This is a genomic window from Rhodonellum sp. (assembly GCF_030656585.1).
Classification (GTDB): Bacteria; Bacteroidota; Bacteroidia; order Cytophagales; family Cyclobacteriaceae; genus Rhodonellum; species Rhodonellum psychrophilum.
The window spans coordinates 1-18,351 of the sequence record NZ_JAUSPP010000028.1 but is presented as its reverse complement, the minus strand read 5'-3'; the positions used below and the strand labels follow the sequence as shown (position 1 = coordinate 18,351).

General features: G+C 41.1%; 16 protein-coding genes, 2 rRNA genes and 1 riboswitch. Of the genes, 5 read left to right on the top strand and 13 right to left on the bottom strand.

What is annotated here, in order from left to right; genetic code table 11:
* Window positions 1-4 precede the first annotated feature (4 nt).
* The 6 genes from Q7J63_RS06355 to lipB all read right to left on the bottom strand — a co-directional run bounded on the left by Q7J63_RS06355 (window position 5) and on the right by lipB (window position 5,643).
* Window positions 5-997, bottom strand: a complete 993-nt coding sequence (locus Q7J63_RS06355) for a polyprenyl synthetase family protein (protein WP_019600588.1) — start codon at window positions 995-997, stop codon at window positions 5-7.
* Window positions 966-3,164 carry a ribonuclease R gene (rnr, locus tag Q7J63_RS06350; RefSeq protein ID WP_019600587.1) on the bottom strand — a complete coding sequence of 733 codons (2,199 nt, stop codon included), beginning with the start codon at window positions 3,162-3,164 and terminating at the stop codon, window positions 966-968. The genes Q7J63_RS06355 and rnr overlap by 32 nt, the downstream gene beginning before the upstream one ends.
* Before the next feature lie 113 nt (window positions 3,165-3,277).
* On the bottom strand, window positions 3,278-3,424 hold the full coding sequence (locus Q7J63_RS06345) for a hypothetical protein (RefSeq protein ID WP_304884801.1): 147 nt from the start codon (window positions 3,422-3,424) through the stop codon (window positions 3,278-3,280).
* Window positions 3,425-3,778: 354 nt separating this feature from the next.
* The gene (locus Q7J63_RS06340; RefSeq protein ID WP_304884799.1) at window positions 3,779-4,513 is read right to left on the bottom strand and encodes a 3'-5' exonuclease; all 735 of its coding nucleotides are present in this window, start codon (window positions 4,511-4,513) and stop codon (window positions 3,779-3,781) included.
* Window positions 4,514-4,519: 6 nt separating this feature from the next.
* Window positions 4,520-4,921, bottom strand: a complete 402-nt coding sequence (locus Q7J63_RS06335) for a hypothetical protein (protein WP_304884797.1) — start codon at window positions 4,919-4,921, stop codon at window positions 4,520-4,522.
* Window positions 4,918-5,643, bottom strand: coding sequence for a lipoyl(octanoyl) transferase LipB (gene lipB, locus Q7J63_RS06330; protein WP_304884795.1), 726 nt, complete (start codon window positions 5,641-5,643; stop codon window positions 4,918-4,920). Before lipB ends, Q7J63_RS06335 begins: the two co-directional genes overlap by 4 nt.
* A 121-nt stretch (window positions 5,644-5,764) precedes the next feature.
* On the opposite strand from lipB, the gene Q7J63_RS06325 reads away from it, so the two are divergent.
* Both Q7J63_RS06325 and Q7J63_RS06320 read left to right on the top strand, forming a co-directional pair.
* Window positions 5,765-6,121: a YraN family protein gene (locus tag Q7J63_RS06325; protein WP_019600583.1), complete on the top strand. Its 357-nt coding sequence runs from the start codon at window positions 5,765-5,767 to the stop codon at window positions 6,119-6,121.
* 103 nt (window positions 6,122-6,224) lie between these two features.
* Window positions 6,225-6,434 carry an alkylphosphonate utilization protein gene (locus Q7J63_RS06320; protein ID WP_026333913.1) on the top strand — a complete coding sequence of 70 codons (210 nt, stop codon included), beginning with the start codon at window positions 6,225-6,227 and terminating at the stop codon, window positions 6,432-6,434.
* 297 nt (window positions 6,435-6,731) lie between these two features.
* On the opposite strand, the gene Q7J63_RS06315 is transcribed toward Q7J63_RS06320, so the two are convergent.
* From Q7J63_RS06315 to Q7J63_RS06300, 4 genes are all read right to left on the bottom strand, one after another.
* On the bottom strand, window positions 6,732-7,736 hold the full coding sequence (locus Q7J63_RS06315) for a c-type cytochrome (protein ID WP_019600580.1): 1,005 nt from the start codon (window positions 7,734-7,736) through the stop codon (window positions 6,732-6,734).
* Between the two features lie 572 nt (window positions 7,737-8,308).
* Entirely contained in the window at window positions 8,309-9,328 is a 1,020-nt protein-coding gene (locus Q7J63_RS06310) for an ABC transporter ATP-binding protein (RefSeq protein WP_304884792.1), read from the bottom strand.
* Between the two features lie 100 nt (window positions 9,329-9,428).
* Window positions 9,429-10,463 (bottom strand): iron ABC transporter permease, encoded by a 1,035-nt coding sequence (locus Q7J63_RS06305; protein WP_304884790.1) that lies wholly within the window; start codon window positions 10,461-10,463, stop codon window positions 9,429-9,431.
* A complete protein-coding gene (locus tag Q7J63_RS06300) occupies window positions 10,453-11,619 on the bottom strand; it encodes an ABC transporter substrate-binding protein (protein ID WP_304884788.1) in 1,167 nt (388 codons plus the stop codon). Before Q7J63_RS06300 ends, Q7J63_RS06305 begins: the two co-directional genes overlap by 11 nt.
* A gap of 126 nt (window positions 11,620-11,745) precedes the next feature.
* A riboswitch (cobalamin riboswitch) is annotated at window positions 11,746-11,976 on the top strand.
* A 204-nt stretch (window positions 11,977-12,180) separates the two neighbouring features.
* Between Q7J63_RS06300 and Q7J63_RS06295 the strand changes: the two genes are divergently transcribed.
* The 3 genes from Q7J63_RS06295 to Q7J63_RS06285 all read left to right on the top strand — a co-directional run bounded on the left by Q7J63_RS06295 (window position 12,181) and on the right by Q7J63_RS06285 (window position 16,270).
* On the top strand, window positions 12,181-14,058 hold the full coding sequence (locus tag Q7J63_RS06295) for a TonB-dependent receptor (RefSeq protein ID WP_304884786.1): 1,878 nt from the start codon (window positions 12,181-12,183) through the stop codon (window positions 14,056-14,058).
* Window positions 14,055-15,107, top strand: coding sequence for a DUF5074 domain-containing protein (locus Q7J63_RS06290; RefSeq protein WP_304884784.1), 1,053 nt, complete (start codon window positions 14,055-14,057; stop codon window positions 15,105-15,107). Before Q7J63_RS06295 ends, Q7J63_RS06290 begins: the two co-directional genes overlap by 4 nt.
* Window positions 15,108-15,577: 470 nt before the next feature.
* On the top strand, window positions 15,578-16,270 hold the full coding sequence (locus Q7J63_RS06285) for a diphthine--ammonia ligase (protein ID WP_304884782.1): 693 nt from the start codon (window positions 15,578-15,580) through the stop codon (window positions 16,268-16,270).
* A gap of 145 nt (window positions 16,271-16,415) precedes the next feature.
* Here the strand turns inward: Q7J63_RS06285 and Q7J63_RS06280 are convergent, their stop codons facing one another.
* The 3 genes from Q7J63_RS06280 to Q7J63_RS06270 all read right to left on the bottom strand — a co-directional run.
* Window positions 16,416-17,186, bottom strand: a complete 771-nt coding sequence (locus Q7J63_RS06280; RefSeq protein WP_304884780.1) for an energy transducer TonB — start codon at window positions 17,184-17,186, stop codon at window positions 16,416-16,418.
* A gap of 776 nt (window positions 17,187-17,962) precedes the next feature.
* Window positions 17,963-18,074 (bottom strand): 5S ribosomal RNA (gene rrf / locus Q7J63_RS06275).
* Between the two features lie 173 nt (window positions 18,075-18,247).
* Window positions 18,248-18,351, bottom strand: a 23S ribosomal RNA gene (locus tag Q7J63_RS06270); the annotation flags it as partial.

The following is an 18,351-nucleotide window of genomic DNA, read 5'->3' as shown; positions in this document are numbered from 1 at the left end:
CTGATTATTTTTCCCTTTCAACCAAGTCTTGGGTCAGGTTGAGTAAGTTTTGGTAAGCAAATTCATTTGGCGTTTTGATGGATGCGTATTGTTCAAAACCCTTCATGAAATAGTCGTGCATCTTGGATTCCGTGAGTTCCTTTATCCCAAGTACATTATAAATGGAAGTTACTGCACTTACTTTTTCCTCTTTGCTGAAATCCTTAACGTTTAGCCAGTAGTTCAATTTTTCCTTGTTCTCTCCTTCTGCCAATTCTTTGGCCTTGATCAAAAGAAAGGTTTTTTTGTTGGCGATGATATCTCCCCCGATCTGTTTTCCGAATTTGGCCTGATCTGCATACACATCCAAAAGATCGTCTTTCAATTGGAATCCGATTCCGATATTGACTCCGAAATCATACAATTTCTTTGCGTCATTATCGGAAGCATCCGCCAGTAAGGCGCCAAACTCCAAAGCGAAACCCAAGAGCACTGCTGTCTTTTGACGGATCATTTCAATGTATGCATGTTCACTTACATGCTCCTTCGTTTCAAAATTCATGTCATGCTGCTGACCCTCGCAGACTTCGGCTGCGGTTTGGTTGAACAGTCTCAAACAATTCGGGAGTTTTTCAGGGGAAATGTTCAGCAACATCGCATACGCCTTTACCAACATCACATCTCCTGAAAGAATGGCAGTGTTTGCATTCCATTTTTCATGTACAGTGGGCTTACCCCTTCTCAGAGGGGCATCATCCATGATATCATCGTGCATCAAGGTGAAATTGTGAAAAACCTCCACCGCCATCGCCGGTGTCAGTATTTTTTCATAATCACCCTTATACAGCGTATAAGCCATCAGGGTGAGCAAAGGTCTTATCCTTTTCCCGCCAAGATTCATGATATAAGAAATAGGCTCGTAAAGTTCTGAGGGTGATTGGCCGTATTCAAAGTTTAGAATGTGGTGCTCTAATTCTTGAAGTAGTTTATTTACGCTTGCGTTGTCTTCCTGGTTCATTATCTGCAAATTCCAAATCTATGGTTCTTCTGTCTATATCAGTATTGGTCACTCTGACCATCACCTTGTCACCTAAAGTGATCATTTTTTTGTTTTTCGATCCGATGAGGCGCATGTTTTTTTCATCAAATTCGTAGTAATCATCGTCCATGTCCTGGACACGAATCATGCCTTCGCATTTGGTTTCGGTGATTTCGACAAATACACCCCATTCCGTCACGCCAGCTACGATACCTTCATAATCCTTCGCTTCGGCAAGTGACATGTATTCCACCTGCTTGTACTTGATAGAGGCTCTTTCTGCGTTGGCAGCTCTTTTTTCCCGCTCAGAGGAGTGAATACATTTGTCTTCATAATCTTCGGATTGCGGTGATTTCCCTGCATCCAAATAGAGTTGAAGCAGTCGGTGCACCATCATGTCCGGATACCTTCTGATCGGAGAGGTAAAGTGGGTATAATGCTTGAATGCCAATCCAAAGTGCCCCTTTGGCTCGGTGGTGTAAATGGCTTTTGCCATACTTCTGATCGCCAATTGCTCCAAAACATTCTGTTCTGGTTTTCCTTGGATCTCATCCAATAATTTATTCAAGGCTTTGGACACCTTCTGTTCGTCATCTATCTTAACTTCATGTCCAAATTTTTTGGCAAAGTTGGCAAAGGTACCCAATCGATCAAGATCCGGGTGATCGTGTGTCCTATAGACAAATGTATCCGCCCCTTTGTTTTTATTGAAGATAAATTCTGCTACTGTCTTATTGGCCAAAAGCATGAACTCCTCGATCATTTTATGAATGTCTTTGCGTTCTTTGACCATCAATCCCAAAGGTTTTCCTTTTTCATCCAGCTGGAATTTGACCTCCACTGTTTCGAAATTTACGGCTCCTTTGTCAAATCTCGTTTTCCGGATCTTTTTTGCCAGTCCATTGAGATGAATCAATTCCTGATAATAATCTCCGGCCTCCTTGTCCATGTTTTCCTGGGCTTCTTCATAGGCAAACCTACGATCAGAATGGATAACGGTTCTCCCGATCCAATGACTGAGCACGTCGGCGTTTTCATCCAATTCAAAGACACAGGAAAAAGTCAATTTGTCTTCATTTGGCCTGAGGGAACAAAGTCCGTTGCTAAGCCTCTCAGGAAGCATTGGAATGGTTCTGTCCACCAAGTAAACGGAGGTCGCCCTTTCATAGGCTTCTTTTTCAAGTTTTGTCCTTAGTTTCACATAATGGGTGACATCTGCGATATGCACTCCAATTTCATAGTTTCCATTTTCCAACTTGCGATAGGAAATGGCATCGTCAAAATCCTTCGCATCCGCAGGGTCAATGGTAAAGGTGGGGATATCTCTGAAATCCCTTCTGTCCTTGATGTCGGAAGCCTTGATTTCATCAGAAATCGCTTCGGCTTCGGCTTCCACCTCAGCGGGGTATTCGAAAGGCAAACCAAATTCGGCCATGATGGAATGGATCTCCACTTCATGTTCGCCTGCTGTGCCCAAAACCCGTATTACTTTTCCAGTTGGGTTCTTGTCATCCTCCCGCCATTCGGTGAGTTTAATGACGACCTTCTGGTTGTGCTCCGCTCCATCAAGATCCCCTTTGTGGACAAAAATATCCTGATGCATTTTTTTGAAATCCGGCACAACAAAAGCGAAGCGCGGAGATATTTCTACTCTCCCCACGAATTCATCCCGAACCCTGCTCAAAATCTCAAGGACTCTTCCCTCTACTCTACCGGTTTTCCCCTTGCTTGGATACACCATCACCCTCACCCGATCTCCATCCAAGGCATGTTTCAAATCCGCTTCTTTGATCAGGATATCTTCCTCAATTTTGTACTTGGCATCAGGAGTGATGAATGCAAATCTAGGATTGACATAATCTACCTCTCCTTCGATAAATTCAGGTTCTTTGGTCGACGAATAATAATTTCGGGGATTTTTTGAAATGGTCCCGCCGGAGACCAGTTTTGTAAGGATCGGTTCTACTGCTGCCTTGTTGATGGCATCGCGAATATCCAGTTTTTCTGTGATTTGTTTTGAATTGTATTCCTGGCCGAAGTTGTTATCCAAAAAATTTAATATTTTTCTGGCCAATTGGGCGGCATCTGTAACCTTGCCTCCCTTGCTTTTTCTCCTTTCGGAGCCTTTATTTGATTTTCTTCCCATATAGGTTTTATTTCCAATTTTTTGAAAAACCCACTATTTGATTAAAATGGGCGATGTTTTTGATTGACCGGTAATTGGGATCTAAAATTATTCATACAATCCCCAGGTCTTGTTTACTTGTTGTAATCTTTGAGATTTTCCACCACAAAGAGATTTTGGTTGCCAATTTGATTCTTTTCCAGCACATTCAGCATGCTATTTTTAAAGGAGAAAGACACAATGAACGGCTTTTGTTTTTTACCTTCTAAGAATTCAAACATGCTACCCCCCATTCTAAGGCCTTCAAAGCCTATTCTACATCGGTCGATACACGTTGGACTAGAGATAAGCTTCTTCCTAAAAAGTGGAGAAGCATATTTGTGATTTGACGCAACCTTAATAAAGGTTTTCGATAACAAATTGATTCCTTCCAACTGTAAGATAGCCAATTTGATAGTTTTTTGGATGATCTTTTTCCTCCTTACGGCATTACTTTATAAAGTTAATAAAAATCTTATCCCCTAATTGGTTCCATTCAGATTATTTAACTTTTACAGGAGGTTGGAAAAATGGACAGGCATGTTTCAGAAAGATGGGTTCTCGGGAGTAAATTTTTATCCCTCTTAAAGAAAAGCTTACCCAACATCATCGGTATTGATGACTTCAATTTCCATCTCTGGCGGAATCCCCTGAAAGGCCAGGTATATCTGCGCCGTTACCCACACATCCCGAATACAGTAAAGCTGTATGTTTTTCAGGTCTCCTTTATTGTAATAGGTATCATTCACTTGGCTCCCATCAATTCCCTCTTTGGAAGTGGGAATCCCAAAAACCGAGGCCAATAATTCCAACCGCGTGTAATGTTTGTAATCTCCAAATTTCCAGAGTTCCAAAGTATCTTGGTGGCGGACCTCCCATGGCTTTTTCCCGGCAATTTGCAATGGTTCCGGAAGGGGGATCCGGTTGATCAGTATCCTCCTGCTCAGGTAGGGGAAATCAAATTCCTTTCCGTTGTGTGCGCAGAGGACCCATTTTTTCTTTTGGAGGAGCTCCGAGAAGGACAGCAGCGTGTCATATTCTTCCACCTCCGCAAAACTTTTGGTTCTGTAAACGAGCTTGTTTTCTTCCTTTTGAAATTTAAAATAGCCCACGCCTACACAGATCACTTTTCCAAATTCGGCATAAATCCCGGCTTTTTCGAAAAAAAGGCTACCCGGTTCGAAGGGTTCGTTCTTGGGCTGGATGTGTTTTTCCTTTTTCAGCCATTCTTCCTGCAACCGTGGTTCCAAGGCTTCAAAATTCTCTTCCAAAGAGGCTGTCTCAATGTCTAAAAAAAGAATATTGCTCAATTCGTTCAAAAAATCTGTCATAATACATTATCGGTGAATCACCCCTTCCAAACCCAATTCAGGAATGAAAGTGATGTTTGATGGATCCATACTACCTTCTGTAAATATAAACTTTTTGTCGAATATCTGATCCAATATGTAGTAACTCACCCAATATTCATTGTTCAATGTGAACAATGCAGGGTCTATCGGTTCTATTTTCGCCATGGATTCAGGTCCAATTTCTTGGATCATATGCCTAAGTACGGAGGTTTTCTTGGTCTCTCCTTGGATTACGCCATATCCTTTTGCCGTTATGATCACTGTATTGACTTCTATCAGGTTGAGATTGATAATATACACGCTCCATTCGTCATGGCCGTTGATCACCTCTTTGGCGATTGCCAATTTTATTCCCGTTACGGGAGGAAATTTTATATCTTTCTTCATTTTTTCTCTACTAATTCCATTTCAAATAGCTGCGCAATATGCTTTTTGACTTTTTCTTTCACCTCTTCTTCATCGACCCTAACTCCCAATTCCAAATGCAATGAAGTGACTGCTTTGTCTGAAATACCGCAAGGAATAATATTCCCGAAATACGCAATGTCTGCATTCACATTGAAGGCAAATCCATGCATGGTCACCCATCGACTTGATTTCACGCCCAAGGCACATATTTTTCGGGGATTTACTTGGGCCTCATGATCCAACCAAACGCCCGTCAGTCCAGAAATCCTTCCAGCATCTATGCCATATTCGGCCAAAGTCAGGATAATGGCCTCCTCCAAGAAGCGAAGATATTTATGGATATCAGTAAAGAAATTGTCTAAATCCAATATTGGATAACCTACCAATTGGCCAGGGCCATGATACGTAATGTCACCACCGCGGTTGATTTTATAAAAAGTGGCTTTCTTTTCATCCAAACCATTTTCATCTAACAATAAATGTGACAATTCACCGCTTTTTCCCAAGGTATAGACATGGGGATGTTCCACGAAAAGGAGGTAATTGTCCGTGGGTTTTTGATCGGAAACACTTAAATTCCTGTTTTCAATCTTTCTGGATACGGTTTTGGCAAAAAGTTCTTCCTGATATTCCCAGGTTTCTTTATAATCCTTTTGGCCAAGGTCTATAAAATTTACTTTTTTATTGATAACTTGATTCACAGCTTCTTTTTGGATACTTTGATGGAACGTCAATTTTTTTGATTCAGTTCTCTTGAAAACCGATGGAGAATTGACTGTATGTTTTTCAAAACATTTTTTCAAAATTAATCAAATATTGGCGATGGCAGAGCATAATGATAAAGGTAAAAAAGCAGAAGAATTGGTAAAGGACTGGCTTGCGGGCCGTGGATATGAATTTTCGGAAGCAAACTACCGACATAAACACGCAGAAATTGATCTTATTTTTAAGTTTAGAGGCATTTTGGTTTTTGTAGAAGTGAAATTCAGGAGCGGGACTGGCTTTGGATATGCGGAGGAATTTGTGGATTTCACCAAAAAGAAACTGCTTGTCAAAGCAGCCGATCAGTATATTTTTGAAAAAGACTGGCATAACGATATTCGCTTTGATATTGTTGGTGTCTATAAAGACCGAAATGGGAACATCAATTTCAAGCATTTTGAAGACGCCTTTTATTGAGGCCCTGTATTTCCGATTGCTGTTTTAACATGATATTGAGGGAAATGTCAGTTTTCCTTTTCCAATCGAATTGGTTACTTTTGGGATCAAAAAACAAATAAAAATGGAAGTAAGAGACAGCAATGGTACGATTTTGAGCGAAGGAGATACGGTTTCGGTCATTAAGGACCTTAAAGTAAAAGGCAGTTCTTCCGTGATCAAAAGAGGTGCCGTCGTCAAAAACATCAGGCTAACAGACAACGCAGATGAAGTGGAAGGAAGGGTAAGCAAGATTCAGATGGTGCTGAGAACTGAGTTTTTGAAAAAGGCCTAAAAATTCTTATCCAAATAAATGGTATTCAAGGGATCCAATGTTTCCTTGATTTTTTTAACCAAAAATGTTTTCAATAATTTGCCCAGATCTTCTTTTGTCGGATTATTGTTTTGTTGTGCTTGAGAATAGAAAAGGGAATTCCGGGACATTTCATTGATTCGGCAAATTGATGGATCTGATGAGCGTCTTTCACAACAAGGAATTCCCCTTAAAAAAAATTTAAACCCTTTTGGGTTTGTCCTTCAGTGTTCAAAACATCATTCAATCCAATTTTAATTGATGTTTTGAACACTGAAGTTATTTTTTTAGAGAGGCAGAATTAAATGTTGGTGAAGCAGGCTTGAATTTTTCCACAGGGTTTTTTACAGGATCCAAAGATCTAAGATAAGCATACATCGCCTCCAAATCGGATTCCTTTAATCCCGCATACATCATCCATGGCATTATGGTCTGAAAATCTCCAGGATTGATTTTTTCCGAAACATACCCATTTCCATACATTTTGAATTTTTGAACGAACATTTCAAGGGTCCAATTGGCCAAACCGGTTTCATCGGGGGTCAAGTTTGGCGAAGTAAGCAAACTCCCGTCAGGGAATTGAAAACTTCTTCCGCCAGCCAAATATTCCCCTGTAAATGCTCCCTTTTCGAATTTTGTATGACATTCTCCACAGCCACTGGCGTTGATCATATAAGCACCATAAGCAATCTGATCGACCGGGCTCGGTTTCTTGACTAAAGCAGCCTTTTTGGGAAGCGTCCTCATGATCAGCTTGAATGGAAAATCGGGCTTGGATTTTGCGTGGTTGGTTTCCACTGGTTCCAAAGTCCTGATATAGGCAATTACAGCCTCGATGTCTTCGGCATCCATTTTGCCGAAATTTGGATAGGGCATCACGGGAAAAATGGGGTTACCATCCCTTTTCACCCCTGTGGTGATGAGCCTAAATAATTCCCCATCAGTCCATTCTCCAATCCCGAAAGGAGTGATATTTGGTGAAATGAAAACCCCGGGAAAGCCCATGGATTGGTCAAAGATTTCACCTCCCGTGGCCTCAGTGCCTGGCTTTAGAGGACCGGTAAAAAGACTGTAATCCCTTACTGAATGACAATCCATGCAGAGCATCACATGATGGGCAAGGTAATTTCCATGCGCTATTTTTTCAGGCGAATTTTCAACTTTCAAATCTTCCGGGGGAGGTCCGACATTGGGTAAAGCAATGGAAAGGTAGGCCACTGATCCAATGATTAGGATCACAATTGCAGTAGCGGAATAGGCGATGATTTTCAATGGCTTTTTCATTTTTGCTGAACATAAATGGGTTTAATATCCAGTACCTAGCCTCTAGCTTTTTATTCTTATAAACCACATACCCTAGTCCGCAAGAGGCAAAGATATTGCTACTTCAAAAAAAATTTTCCTTATTTTATTAGACTATTCCTTTAAAGGAATGAATAAATTGTGTATATAAATAGATTTTTTCTGTGTATGAATTTCAACTCAATTTAATAAAAAATACACAATAATTTTAGAACATTTTATTTAAAATTATGATCTTCAGCAGGTTGCCTCAATTCAATCTTTTTGATGCATTCCCAATTCAATTCCATCCTATGATTGTTCAGTTGTTTGCTGTTTTTGACTTCACCATATCGGCACGACAACTTAGTCTGATTTCCTAGTTTCAATACCTATAGGAAACCTAATGCAAATTTAGGGTCTAAGAATTTACTTTGATCAATGCTTTTGAAAATGGCTGGTCAGGATAAGCCTTGCTCAGGCCCCTTGATAAAGTCAATATCCACGAGAAATTTGCGTGATATTTGACTTTAAAATTGTTGTTAAAAAAAAGCAAATCAAATCCGAAGGAATCCTCAATGGGAGCTACCGGATTTCATGGATTTCAGCTTTTCGACCAAAGTACCGATTCCATCAATGCACTCTTCCCCATTTTTTGAGATCAATTTTATTTTCTCAATTGCTGAAGGGAGTTCAATGGAAATGTAATTTCCTGAATCAATATCATTTTTTCTCAAAGCTGTTTTCACCCATTTCACCCAATCTTCAGGTCCTGTTATTGTCGAATATTTGAAGGAATTGGAGGCTTGAACTTTCCCACTTAAGGAATCAAAAATCAGTTTGTCAGTGGGCAAAAGAAGGTTTATCCGCCCATCCAAAATCAGGTCTTCAGGTACCCCGGCGGTAAGTGGAAATCCGCACTGCATAATCCAAAATTGGTCCGCAGTCTCAATGGCAATTTCCAAATCGTGCGTGACCACCAATATGGCCTTATTTTGATCGATGGCAATAGACCTGAGCAGCTGCATGATTTCAAATCGGTTGATCAAATCCAGATGGGCCGTGGGTTCATCCAGGATCAAAACTTCCCCATCTTGTGCCAGTGCCCTTGCAATCATCACTTTTTGCAGCTGCCCGTCACTGAGTTCGGAGAGTCTGCGGTCATGGAGGTAGCCAATATGGGTAGATTCGATGGCCTGCTCAACCTTGATTCTATCTGTTTCAGACAGGCTTCCCATCCAGCCAGTATGGGGGATCCTGCCGAGGGCAACGAGTTGCGCCACGGTCAAATTCCCCGTTGAGACTTTGTCGGTCAGGACAACTGCAATTTTTTTGGCAAGCATTTTTGGGGAATACTCTTCCAGTTTTTTCCCAGCAAAAACCAATGTTCCCCCAATGGGTTTGTTGTGCCCCATGATCGCCTTCAACAAAGTAGACTTCCCCACCCCGTTGGGCCCCAAAAGGCAAGTCAACTTTCCTTTCTCCAAGCAGAAAGAAATCTCCTGCGCTACCACATTAGACACTTTGCCTTTGCGATACCCAAGTATGAGATTTTTTCCTACCAGAATGGTTTTGTCTGTTACGGTCTGAGACATTGATTTTTTATGTTTTATTTAAATTTAGCTTCCAAGACTATTCATTTTTTTCATTAAGCCGGCAACAATCATCATTTTTCAAACTTCACTATCCACCTTCTCAAAACTCCTTGCTAAAGTTCCTTCTTAAAATCAGCCAGATAACCATCGGTGCTCCAACCAAAGAGGTAACCGCATTGATGGGGAGCGTTTGGGCGGTACCTGGGAGTTGGCTGATTGCATCACAGGCGAGAAGAACGATGGCGCCCATCAAAGCGGAGGCTGGGAACAATATCCGGTGGTCCCCGGTCTTGAAAACTAGTCTTGCCATGTGTGGAATGGCAATCCCGATAAAAGCGATGGGGCCACAAAATGCGGTGGCACTTCCAGCCAGAATCCCAGTGCTGATAATCATCGCCCAGCGCAAGCGATTGATATTTACACCCATGCTTTCTGCATAGGCTTCACCCAAAAGCATGGCATTGTAGGATTTCATAAAGGCAACCACCGGAATGAATCCGACAAAAGTAGCCATGCCAAATGCCGCTAATTGTGTCGAATTTGTGCTGCCCAAACTCCCCATGGACCAAACCGTAAATGCTTTAAGCTGTTCCGCATCTCCAAAATAAGATAAAACCGAGATGATTGCTCCCGTGAGACTTCCGAACATCAAGCCTACTATCAACAGCGTCATGCTGTCTTTTACCCGCCAAGCCGTCAAGCTCATCAGCAAGAGCACCAAAACAGCCCCAAAGGATGCTGCTGTTACCACGGCCCAAAGTCCTACTGCTCCTGTATACAAATTCCAACCAAATGCAGAACCCGCCAGGATAAGCAGAGCTACCCCCAATCCTGCTCCGGAACTAATCCCCAGTACGAAGGGACCTGCAAGGGGATTCCTGAAAAATGTCTGCATCTGCAGGCCACTCACCGAAAGCGTGATTCCTGCTAAAATTGCAGTAAGGGCTTTTGGAAAACGGTATTCAAAGAGGATAATCTCCCAAGATTTTCGACTAAATGCGGTCCCCAAAAATCTACCGACGATTTCCCCAAAAGGAATATGAACAGAACCAATCCCCAGATTGATGAAAAACAGCAGCGTACAAAAGGCTAGCCCAATGGCAAAAAGAAGGGGGTATTTGGTTTTATCTTTCATCCAGTCTGCTATAAAAATAAAGAGAATATTCTGGGAGCAACTCAGGATGGAGGATTTTGATGAGATCTTTCAAGATCAAGTCCGGACGCATGTACCCAAGCTCGAAATATTCGATTCCGCCAGTAGGACCTTTTTTTGAGGTGTAGGAATATATATTCCCTTTCTGGAAGGATTCAAAATGGATATAGCGATTGTCGGCGGATGCCATTGCCTCCAAGCTTTTGAAATCGGATGCACCAAGCCAGAATTCCGATTCCTGCGCAAGGTCCAATACATATTCATAACTGAGTTGGATGCTTCCCGATCCCTTTTGGGCTTCGAAAACATAATTACCTCCAGCAGCTTGAAGGAGTTGGGCGCCCCAGGAATCGTTACCGGGAACGTACCAAACATCCTTGTACATCACTCCCGCCATGACACTGGGTTTTTCATTTTTCTCAATGTCTTTAGTGGTTGCGATCGCCTCAAGATAATCTTTTTCGATCTGGGAAAAAATAGCAGATGCTTCATCGAACTTCCCTAGCAATACCCCGGTGAATTTGATCCATTCGGCTCTTCCCAATGGGTGTTGTTCTACATATTCACCATTGATGACTACCGGTATGCCCGCTGCTTTTAGAAGTTCCAAATTTTTCAAATCCTCTCCCAAAGTAGAGATCATCACCCAATCGGGTTCTAAGTCAATCATCATTTCAATGTTGGATTTTGCTCCTGAGCCAATGTCTTGGATTTTCCCGCCATCGATAAGTCTCCTTGTTTGTTCGGAAGAAATCAAATCCAAGTCCGGGAAACCAATCAGCCGATCTGATGCATTCAAAAAATCCAGGTGGGGAATATGTGTAGTGGAAGTAACGATTAATTTTTGGATGGGTAAGGTAATGATGGCGTCAAAGTCACCTTCTGGTTTTTCCGCATCTAAATTGTCAAGGACCAAATACCGAAAAGGAAGGTGATCTCCAGGGAAAGCTTGACTTACTTCAAGAATGGAGAAATCATCACCCTGAGTGATTTTAAAGCCCTTGGCATAAAAAATTTCGGTTTCGGACAAACCAAAACCCACCCCCTCTTTATTGGTTTGGCATGAAAAAAAAAGTCCGGCCATCAATATGAAATAAAGGAGAAAATGGACTGATGAAAGAATGTTTCTGATGGACATGTGTAAATTTCATTTGCAACAAAGTCCCAAATATAAGCAGGGAAAAACAACTCCATTTGCTTTTTGATTTTTTATGAAATAAAAAAAATGTTTGGAAATGGGGACATCTGAAATAGACTTTGCCTATGTTTGCGTTTGGAAAAAGGTTCTCGATCCTATATTTAGGCGCTCGGGATTAAAAGGGAATTCGGTTCAATACCGAAGCTGTCCCCGCAACTGTAACCCCATCCGCTTCGATAAACATCGGTAGTGGAAAGCAATTTACCCCCTCCAAATGCCATTGTCCCGAGAGATCGGGATGAGAAGGCCGGTAAATTCAGGGAAGCCAGGAGACCTGCCCGTTTCTGACAAATTCAAAGCTTTCGGGTGAAAGGCTGAGAAGGATTTCTTAAGGATTTAAACAATTCTTGATCTTGGTTTCCTGTCGAAACACTCATTTTAGGGCAGGTTGTTTCAAGATTAAAGATTTCGGAAAAAATCCCTCCTGATTTTCTCTCAATTTTACAACGCGGATGACTTTGGATTAAATAATCGATTTCTCATTATTTAATTCGAAAGGCATTGCTATTTCTAAGTTTACTTGCATTCAACTTGCTGACCTTTGTTGAAGAGATCTCCATTGGCAAGCAAGACACACTGGACCTCCGTCAGATCGAGGTTTTTAGCATGCCTTTGGACAAATATACTTTTGGCCAAACGGTAAAAACTATTTCAGAGAAAGACATTAAAAATTTTCAAGGCCAATCTTTGGCGGACTTGCTTCAACAGCGAACTGGACTTTTTTTGCGTCAGTATGGGCCTGGAATGCTCGCCTCTCTCACTATGAGGGGGACTTCTGCAGGTCACAATGCCGTTTTCTGGAACGGTTTACCGATCAATAGCCCTTCCTTGGGACAATCCGATTTTTCTATTTTGCCAGTTGGCGGGTTTGATCAGGCCACTTTGCATTACGGAAGTGGAGGGGCGCTTTATGGAACGGATGCCATTGGAGGAGCTGTTCATTTATCCAATAAACTTCAATTCGATAAAGGGCATCAGGTAAAAATCAATACTGTATTCGGGAGCTTCGGGCGATGGAACCAGTCTGCAGCTTATGCTTTTTCAGATCATAAATTTTCTTCCCGAAGCAGAATTTACAGAAATCACGCGCAGAATAATTTCAAGTTTACCAACCTTGCCAAAATCGGTACGCCGATCGAAAACCAAAATCACGCACGTGTGGAGCAATGGGGAGTGATGCAAGACCTTGCCTGGAAGATTTCAGATAAGAATCTCATCAGTTCGTCGATTTGGTGGAATCTAACCGAAAGGCAAATTCAACCGGTGATGGGTTCCAATGACAGAGATAAACAGGAAGATGATAACCTGAGGGTAGTGTTGGATTATTTTCATTTCGGATCCGGCAAAGTTTGGAACCTCAAAACGGGTATGGTTCGGGATCATTTGGAATTTAATCAAAGCACAAATCGGACAGCTCAATATTTCCTTTCCGGTGATCTGGACTGGGATTTGGGATCAAAATGGAATAGCAAATCAGGGGTAAGATTCACTTATATAGAAGGGAACCTTAGCACCTACGCCGCAACCGACACCCGTTTGGAATTGTATCAATCAACAAATTTTTTTCCTACGGAAAGCATTAGCCTCTCCTTGAATTTAAGACAACTAGTTTATGAGGGGAATTTCGCTCCATTCACACCAAGTTTGGGGGGTGAATGGACGGTTTTAAAAAACGAAAATCACCAACTTCAACTCAACACGTCTATATCCCGAAGCTTTAAGGTGCCAACATTGAACGATCGGTTTTGGGTTCCTGGAGGAAATCTTGATCTCAAACCCGAGAAAAGCCTCAGTGGGGAATTGGGATTGAAACATGATTTCAAGAAAGGGGATTTAACAGGAAGCAATCAGGTGACTTACTACCACATGTCAGTGGACAATTGGATCATTTGGCTGCCAAACGGGAGCTTTTGGAGTCCCTCAAATATCAGAAAAGTCAAAAACAGCGGCTTAGAGTACTTTTTGGAAGCAAATCAAAAATTGGGTTTATGGACTGTCGGAGTTCAAGGAAACTACGCTTGGAACCAAGCCATCAATCAAACCAACATCAATGATAATGATCGGGCAAAAGGGAAGCAACTTCCTTATACCCCCGAACATAAAATTCAATTCAAAGCAAGTGTAGAAAAAGGAAGGGTTGAAACTTATGTCAATCACCATTGGGTTGGGGAGCGATTTATAGGGACCGATAACACCACCAAACTACCCCCATTTGGCATTTGGGATTCAGGAGTGAATTATGACTTCGAATTGTTTGGAAAGCTTAAGGGGGGATTTGGAGTCCAAATCAACAATGTCTTGAATACCGATTATCAAGTACTGCGCCTCAGGGCAATGCCGGGAAGGAATTATCAAATCAATATAAATATTACACTATGAAACAGTTAAGATTACTGATTGGCTTTTGGGCTTTGACCCTATTTATTGCATCCTGTGATTCGGGACCAAATGAGATTCCGTTGGGTGAATTGGAGCAAGGAGTGCTGATCATCAATGAAGGTAATTTTTCAGATCGTGACGGGGATATTTCACATTACAATCCCACAACCGGTATCGTAAAAAACAATGTTTTTGAAATCAAAAACGGAAGACCATACGCAGGCCTTGTCCAGGATTTAGTGGAAACAGATGGAAGAATTTATGTAGTTGCCAATACGGGAAAGGTAGAAGTGGTGGAGACAAAAGACTTCAATAGTATTGGAGCGGTGTCACAAGGACTGGACATCACTCAATCTTTAGTCACGGCAAACGATAAACTATATATCAGCGACTGGGGACCTTATGATCCAAGTTACAACAGCCCTGATTCTTATATCGCTGTGGTAAATAATTTAAATGGGGGCGAAATTTCCAAAAAAATCTTGGTGTCAAGCCGACCTTCAGGGATGTTTGTCTTAGGCAACAATATCTTGGTGGCTTGTGCAGCGGACAAAAAAATGCAAGTGATTTCTCTTGCAAGTGATTCCATGACAGAAAGTAAGGATGTGGAAGGAACACCGGTTCGCTTTTTTGAGCAAGACGGAAAGCTTTATCTCTTTGCCAGAGATCCTGGGAACATTTATCTTCATGAAATCAATCGGAATAACCGCAACCTGACACTAACGGTGAAGATTGCTTTGGAAAGACCTACTTCCAATTTTGCAAGAGGGGAAAACGGCGAACTTTTTGTGATCACCTCAACAGGCTGGCCCGAATACAATGATGCCGTTGCCAAGGTTTCCATGACCTTGGGACAAGTTTTGGATCCAGCATTTTACACCGGATCCGGATTTTATGGTATTGGTTACCATCCTTCTACAAAGAACATTTATATCGGAGACAATAACGGATTCCAGGGAAATGGGACCGTTATTGTCGTCAATGCATCAGGTCAGGAAGTAAGCGCTTTAGAAGTCGGAAGAGCTCCTTCGGGCTTTTTGTTTAAATAAAGATTTAAGCCCAAAGATGAGTGCTCTTTTTGGCTATTCCGGGCTAAATGTCTTGAAATAAGGCAGTAGCAGGAATGTGAATAATGCAGTTCTTTCAAAAAAGATTTAACAACTCATCGACATAGGTAGCGACATTTTTGGTTCGCTACCTATGTCAATTAAGATCTGCAACTTATCTTTAACGTAGAAATTTTACGTGCTCAGATCAAGAATTAACTTTTTCCAGATAAAAGCATTTGACAACTATATCCCTCTCAGGTTAGGGAAAGTAAATTAATACGCCATTTGCTTGGGGAAAAAGGTGTTTTTTTTAAATGGGTACCCACGGATTGGCAGGAATAGTATTGAATACTCCAAATACCTCGCAGATACTATTTATATTCGATCAGGGAGTTTTTAGAAACCGAGTTTACATAAGAAAGAGTTAAATGGGAATTGATTCATTAAATAAATCAAAATTAAAAATTTCTTTGAGCTGGTCCGGTGGCAAAGATAGTGCTTATGCCCTCTGGAAACTCCAGCAAGACCCAGATTATGTAGTTTCCCGTTTGCATACCACTTTTGGTGAAACAAGCAAAAGAGTTGGCATGCATGGAATCCACGAAAGCCTAATAGAGAAACAAGCAGAAGCCATCGGCCTACCTCTTGACAAAATCTACTATCCAGCAAGCGGCGATAACCAGGCTTATGAAAAAGCGATGAATGCTTACTTGGATAAACTCGAATCGGAAGCCATCTATCATATTGCATATGGAGACATTTTCTTGGAAGATTTAAAAAAATACAGAGAAAATCAATTGGCTACTCGGGGATTTGAAGGTGTTTTTCCACTATGGGGCAAGGATACTGAGGTATTGGCGGAGGAATTTATCAATTCAGGTTTCAAAACCTTAATATGTGCAGCCGATGCGGACAAAATCGATAAGGCTTGGGTTGGGAAAATCTTTGATAGGGATTTCTTGACAGGTTTGACCCAAAACATTGATCCTTGTGGTGAAAATGGAGAATTTCATACCTTCTGCTATGAAGGTCCTATTTTTTCAGATTCAATTGCCGTGGTATTAAAAGAGAAAATTTCAAATACTTATAAATTTGAAAATGAAAACGGGATTAAAGTTGAAAAGAGGTATTGGTTCCAAGAAATTGCGCTTAAAACTACTTGATTATGATTGTAAAGCTTTTCGCCAAATATCCTTTGAATAAGTAAAGGGCATCAAATACAATTTATAAGCTAGATGCATTTGGATAATGGCTGTTGGATAACATTTAATATCAAGCGGCACCCGCTTCAATAAAGTAGCCTTACAATCAACCAATTTTAAAATCAACATCTTTTCCAATTTGAAATCGAATGGGGATGTAGAACCAACCAGACACAGTATTTCCTTCAGCATCAATGCCAGGAATATATCCCCCTTCATAAATTTGAATTACTCTCAATGCTTCTTGTTGAAGTAGAAGTGGGGAATCCTTTGGATTGACAATCTCCAATCGCCCAAGTGAACCATCCGCCAAAATTTCAAGCCCTAATTTCACCACTCCTTCCATTCTGCTTTTCAAGGCAGCAGCTGGATAATTCAAGTACTTGCTCAGGAAATTATTCCAAGCGGAAATGGAGTAAACCATAATTGGAGAAAAAACATCCCTGTTGATACCAATCACTTCTCCCTTTAGAGAGAAGGTCCCTTCACAAACCCCCTTTTCACAACCCAAACTCATGATGGTTTCGTTGCCTTTGAAATAAGTGGTTAACGCACTGTTCTCTTTAGCGTTGACTACATATTGGTAGTTCAAAAAGCCCTGAAGATCATATTTCTCCGTTTTTTGAAAGAGTGTTTCCCCCCTTTTGTTAAACTCCGTCTGAATAACCATAAAAGGTCTGTTTTCCAAATCGTAATATCTTTCTGTTTGGTTTCCCTCTTTGGAAACTGAAATAATTTTTGTGAATTGGTGCAGCCCAGATGCTGCAGATGTTGGATAAAAATGCTCGTTCAGATGGATGGTTTTCCTTGATTGGGCAAAAAGGGTAAAGCTTGATGCCATTAAAAATACGAGCAACAATGGTATAATGTAATTCATTTTAAGACTACTTATCGTACGCATAATTCGATCAATGAAATTCAGTTATTAAAATTACTTATGTGGACCTATTCGATTCAATCTTTTTCAAAAACCTTTGAGTATCTACTATGAAAGGATTTTGAAAATGAAATCGAACCAAAGATCCCCATTTACATTAAGAAGTAATGCTTAAGGTATTCATAAAACCAGTAACAATCCTTTCAATGCACAAAAAAACAAGCTCATTTTTTAAAATCCAGTTCCTCCCATTAAAGCGAGTAAAATCTTTGTCGAAGTTGTTAAAGCATTTGCGAAAGAAAGTCAATAAAATATTTGGGGACTGTAGTTGGCTGAGGATTCTTTATCGTTTTTTTTAAAGAAATAAGCCAACAATATTTCCAATCAATGATTTGATTCATTACCTCTTTTTTTGATACAATCTTAATGGGGGCATTTCACGAAGGGAAAACTTCAAAAATTCATTTTGTTTTTTTATTGAAAGACCTCGTTTGGTGAAGGATGGCCCATGTACCGCAATTCTGAAGCCTTTCCAGTTTTACTAAAAATGGGATTCCTGAAGGGGTTGATATCTCAAAAAAATCAGCCTATTTGGAGAATTAGGGCAATGATTGTATGGCAAAAACAGTAAACAAAGACTGATTATTCGTTGATTTCAGGTTGGAATAGAATTGGTTATGCATACCAAAGATTAAAAAACATCATATATTCAAAACCCCAAGTATTCCTAAAAACGCAAAAAGCTCCCACCGGATTAGGGTGGGAGCTGAATGACAATAAGGCGGCGGCCTACTCTCCCGGGAGTAACCCCAGTACCATCGGCGCTGCAGGGCTTAACTTCTCTGTTCGGGATGGGAAGAGGTGGGACCCCTGCGCCAGGCCGCCTATTTTTTATGTCCCGTATACACAGTACAAAGTACCATGTGGTTCCGGTGACAAACCCCGTGGGGCTAAATATCTTAAGTTGCTGTCTCTGTACCCTATACTTTGTACTTGGTACTTCATACTACCGACTTTTGTCGGTATTGACATGTTTTGCAGAAAATGTAACAGTTTTCCTTCCGGTTTAAGTTTCCGGGCTATTAGTATTGCTCGGCTATGTCATTTCTGACTTTACACCTGCAACCTATCGACGTCGTCGTCTCCGACGGCCCTATTCGGAAGT

Excerpts from the sequence above, each read along its gene's own strand:
- rnr (WP_019600587.1), bottom strand. The coding sequence starts at position 3,164 with ATGGGAAGAAAATCAAATAAAGGCTCCGAAAGGAGAAAAAGCAAGGGA.
- Q7J63_RS06290 (WP_304884784.1), top strand. The coding sequence starts at position 14,055 with ATGAAACAGTTAAGATTACTGATTGGCTTTTGGGCTTTGACCCTATTT.
- Q7J63_RS06305 (WP_304884790.1), bottom strand. The coding sequence starts at position 10,463 with ATGAAAGATAAAACCAAATACCCCCTTCTTTTTGCCATTGGGCTAGCC.
- Q7J63_RS06310 (WP_304884792.1), bottom strand. The coding sequence starts at position 9,328 with ATGTCTCAGACCGTAACAGACAAAACCATTCTGGTAGGAAAAAATCTC.
- Q7J63_RS06355 (WP_019600588.1), bottom strand. The coding sequence starts at position 997 with ATGAACCAGGAAGACAACGCAAGCGTAAATAAACTACTTCAAGAATTA.
- Q7J63_RS06320 (WP_026333913.1), top strand. The coding sequence starts at position 6,225 with ATGGAAGTAAGAGACAGCAATGGTACGATTTTGAGCGAAGGAGATACG.
- Q7J63_RS06335 (WP_304884797.1), bottom strand. The coding sequence starts at position 4,921 with ATGAAGAAAGATATAAAATTTCCTCCCGTAACGGGAATAAAATTGGCA.
- Q7J63_RS06345 (WP_304884801.1), bottom strand. The coding sequence starts at position 3,424 with ATGTTTGAATTCTTAGAAGGTAAAAAACAAAAGCCGTTCATTGTGTCT.
- Q7J63_RS06280 (WP_304884780.1), bottom strand. The coding sequence starts at position 17,186 with ATGAATTACATTATACCATTGTTGCTCGTATTTTTAATGGCATCAAGC.
- Q7J63_RS06340 (WP_304884799.1), bottom strand. The coding sequence starts at position 4,513 with ATGACAGATTTTTTGAACGAATTGAGCAATATTCTTTTTTTAGACATT.
- Q7J63_RS06315 (WP_019600580.1), bottom strand. The coding sequence starts at position 7,736 with ATGAAAAAGCCATTGAAAATCATCGCCTATTCCGCTACTGCAATTGTG.
- Q7J63_RS06300 (WP_304884788.1), bottom strand. The coding sequence starts at position 11,619 with ATGTCCATCAGAAACATTCTTTCATCAGTCCATTTTCTCCTTTATTTC.
- Q7J63_RS06325 (WP_019600583.1), top strand. The coding sequence starts at position 5,765 with ATGGCAGAGCATAATGATAAAGGTAAAAAAGCAGAAGAATTGGTAAAG.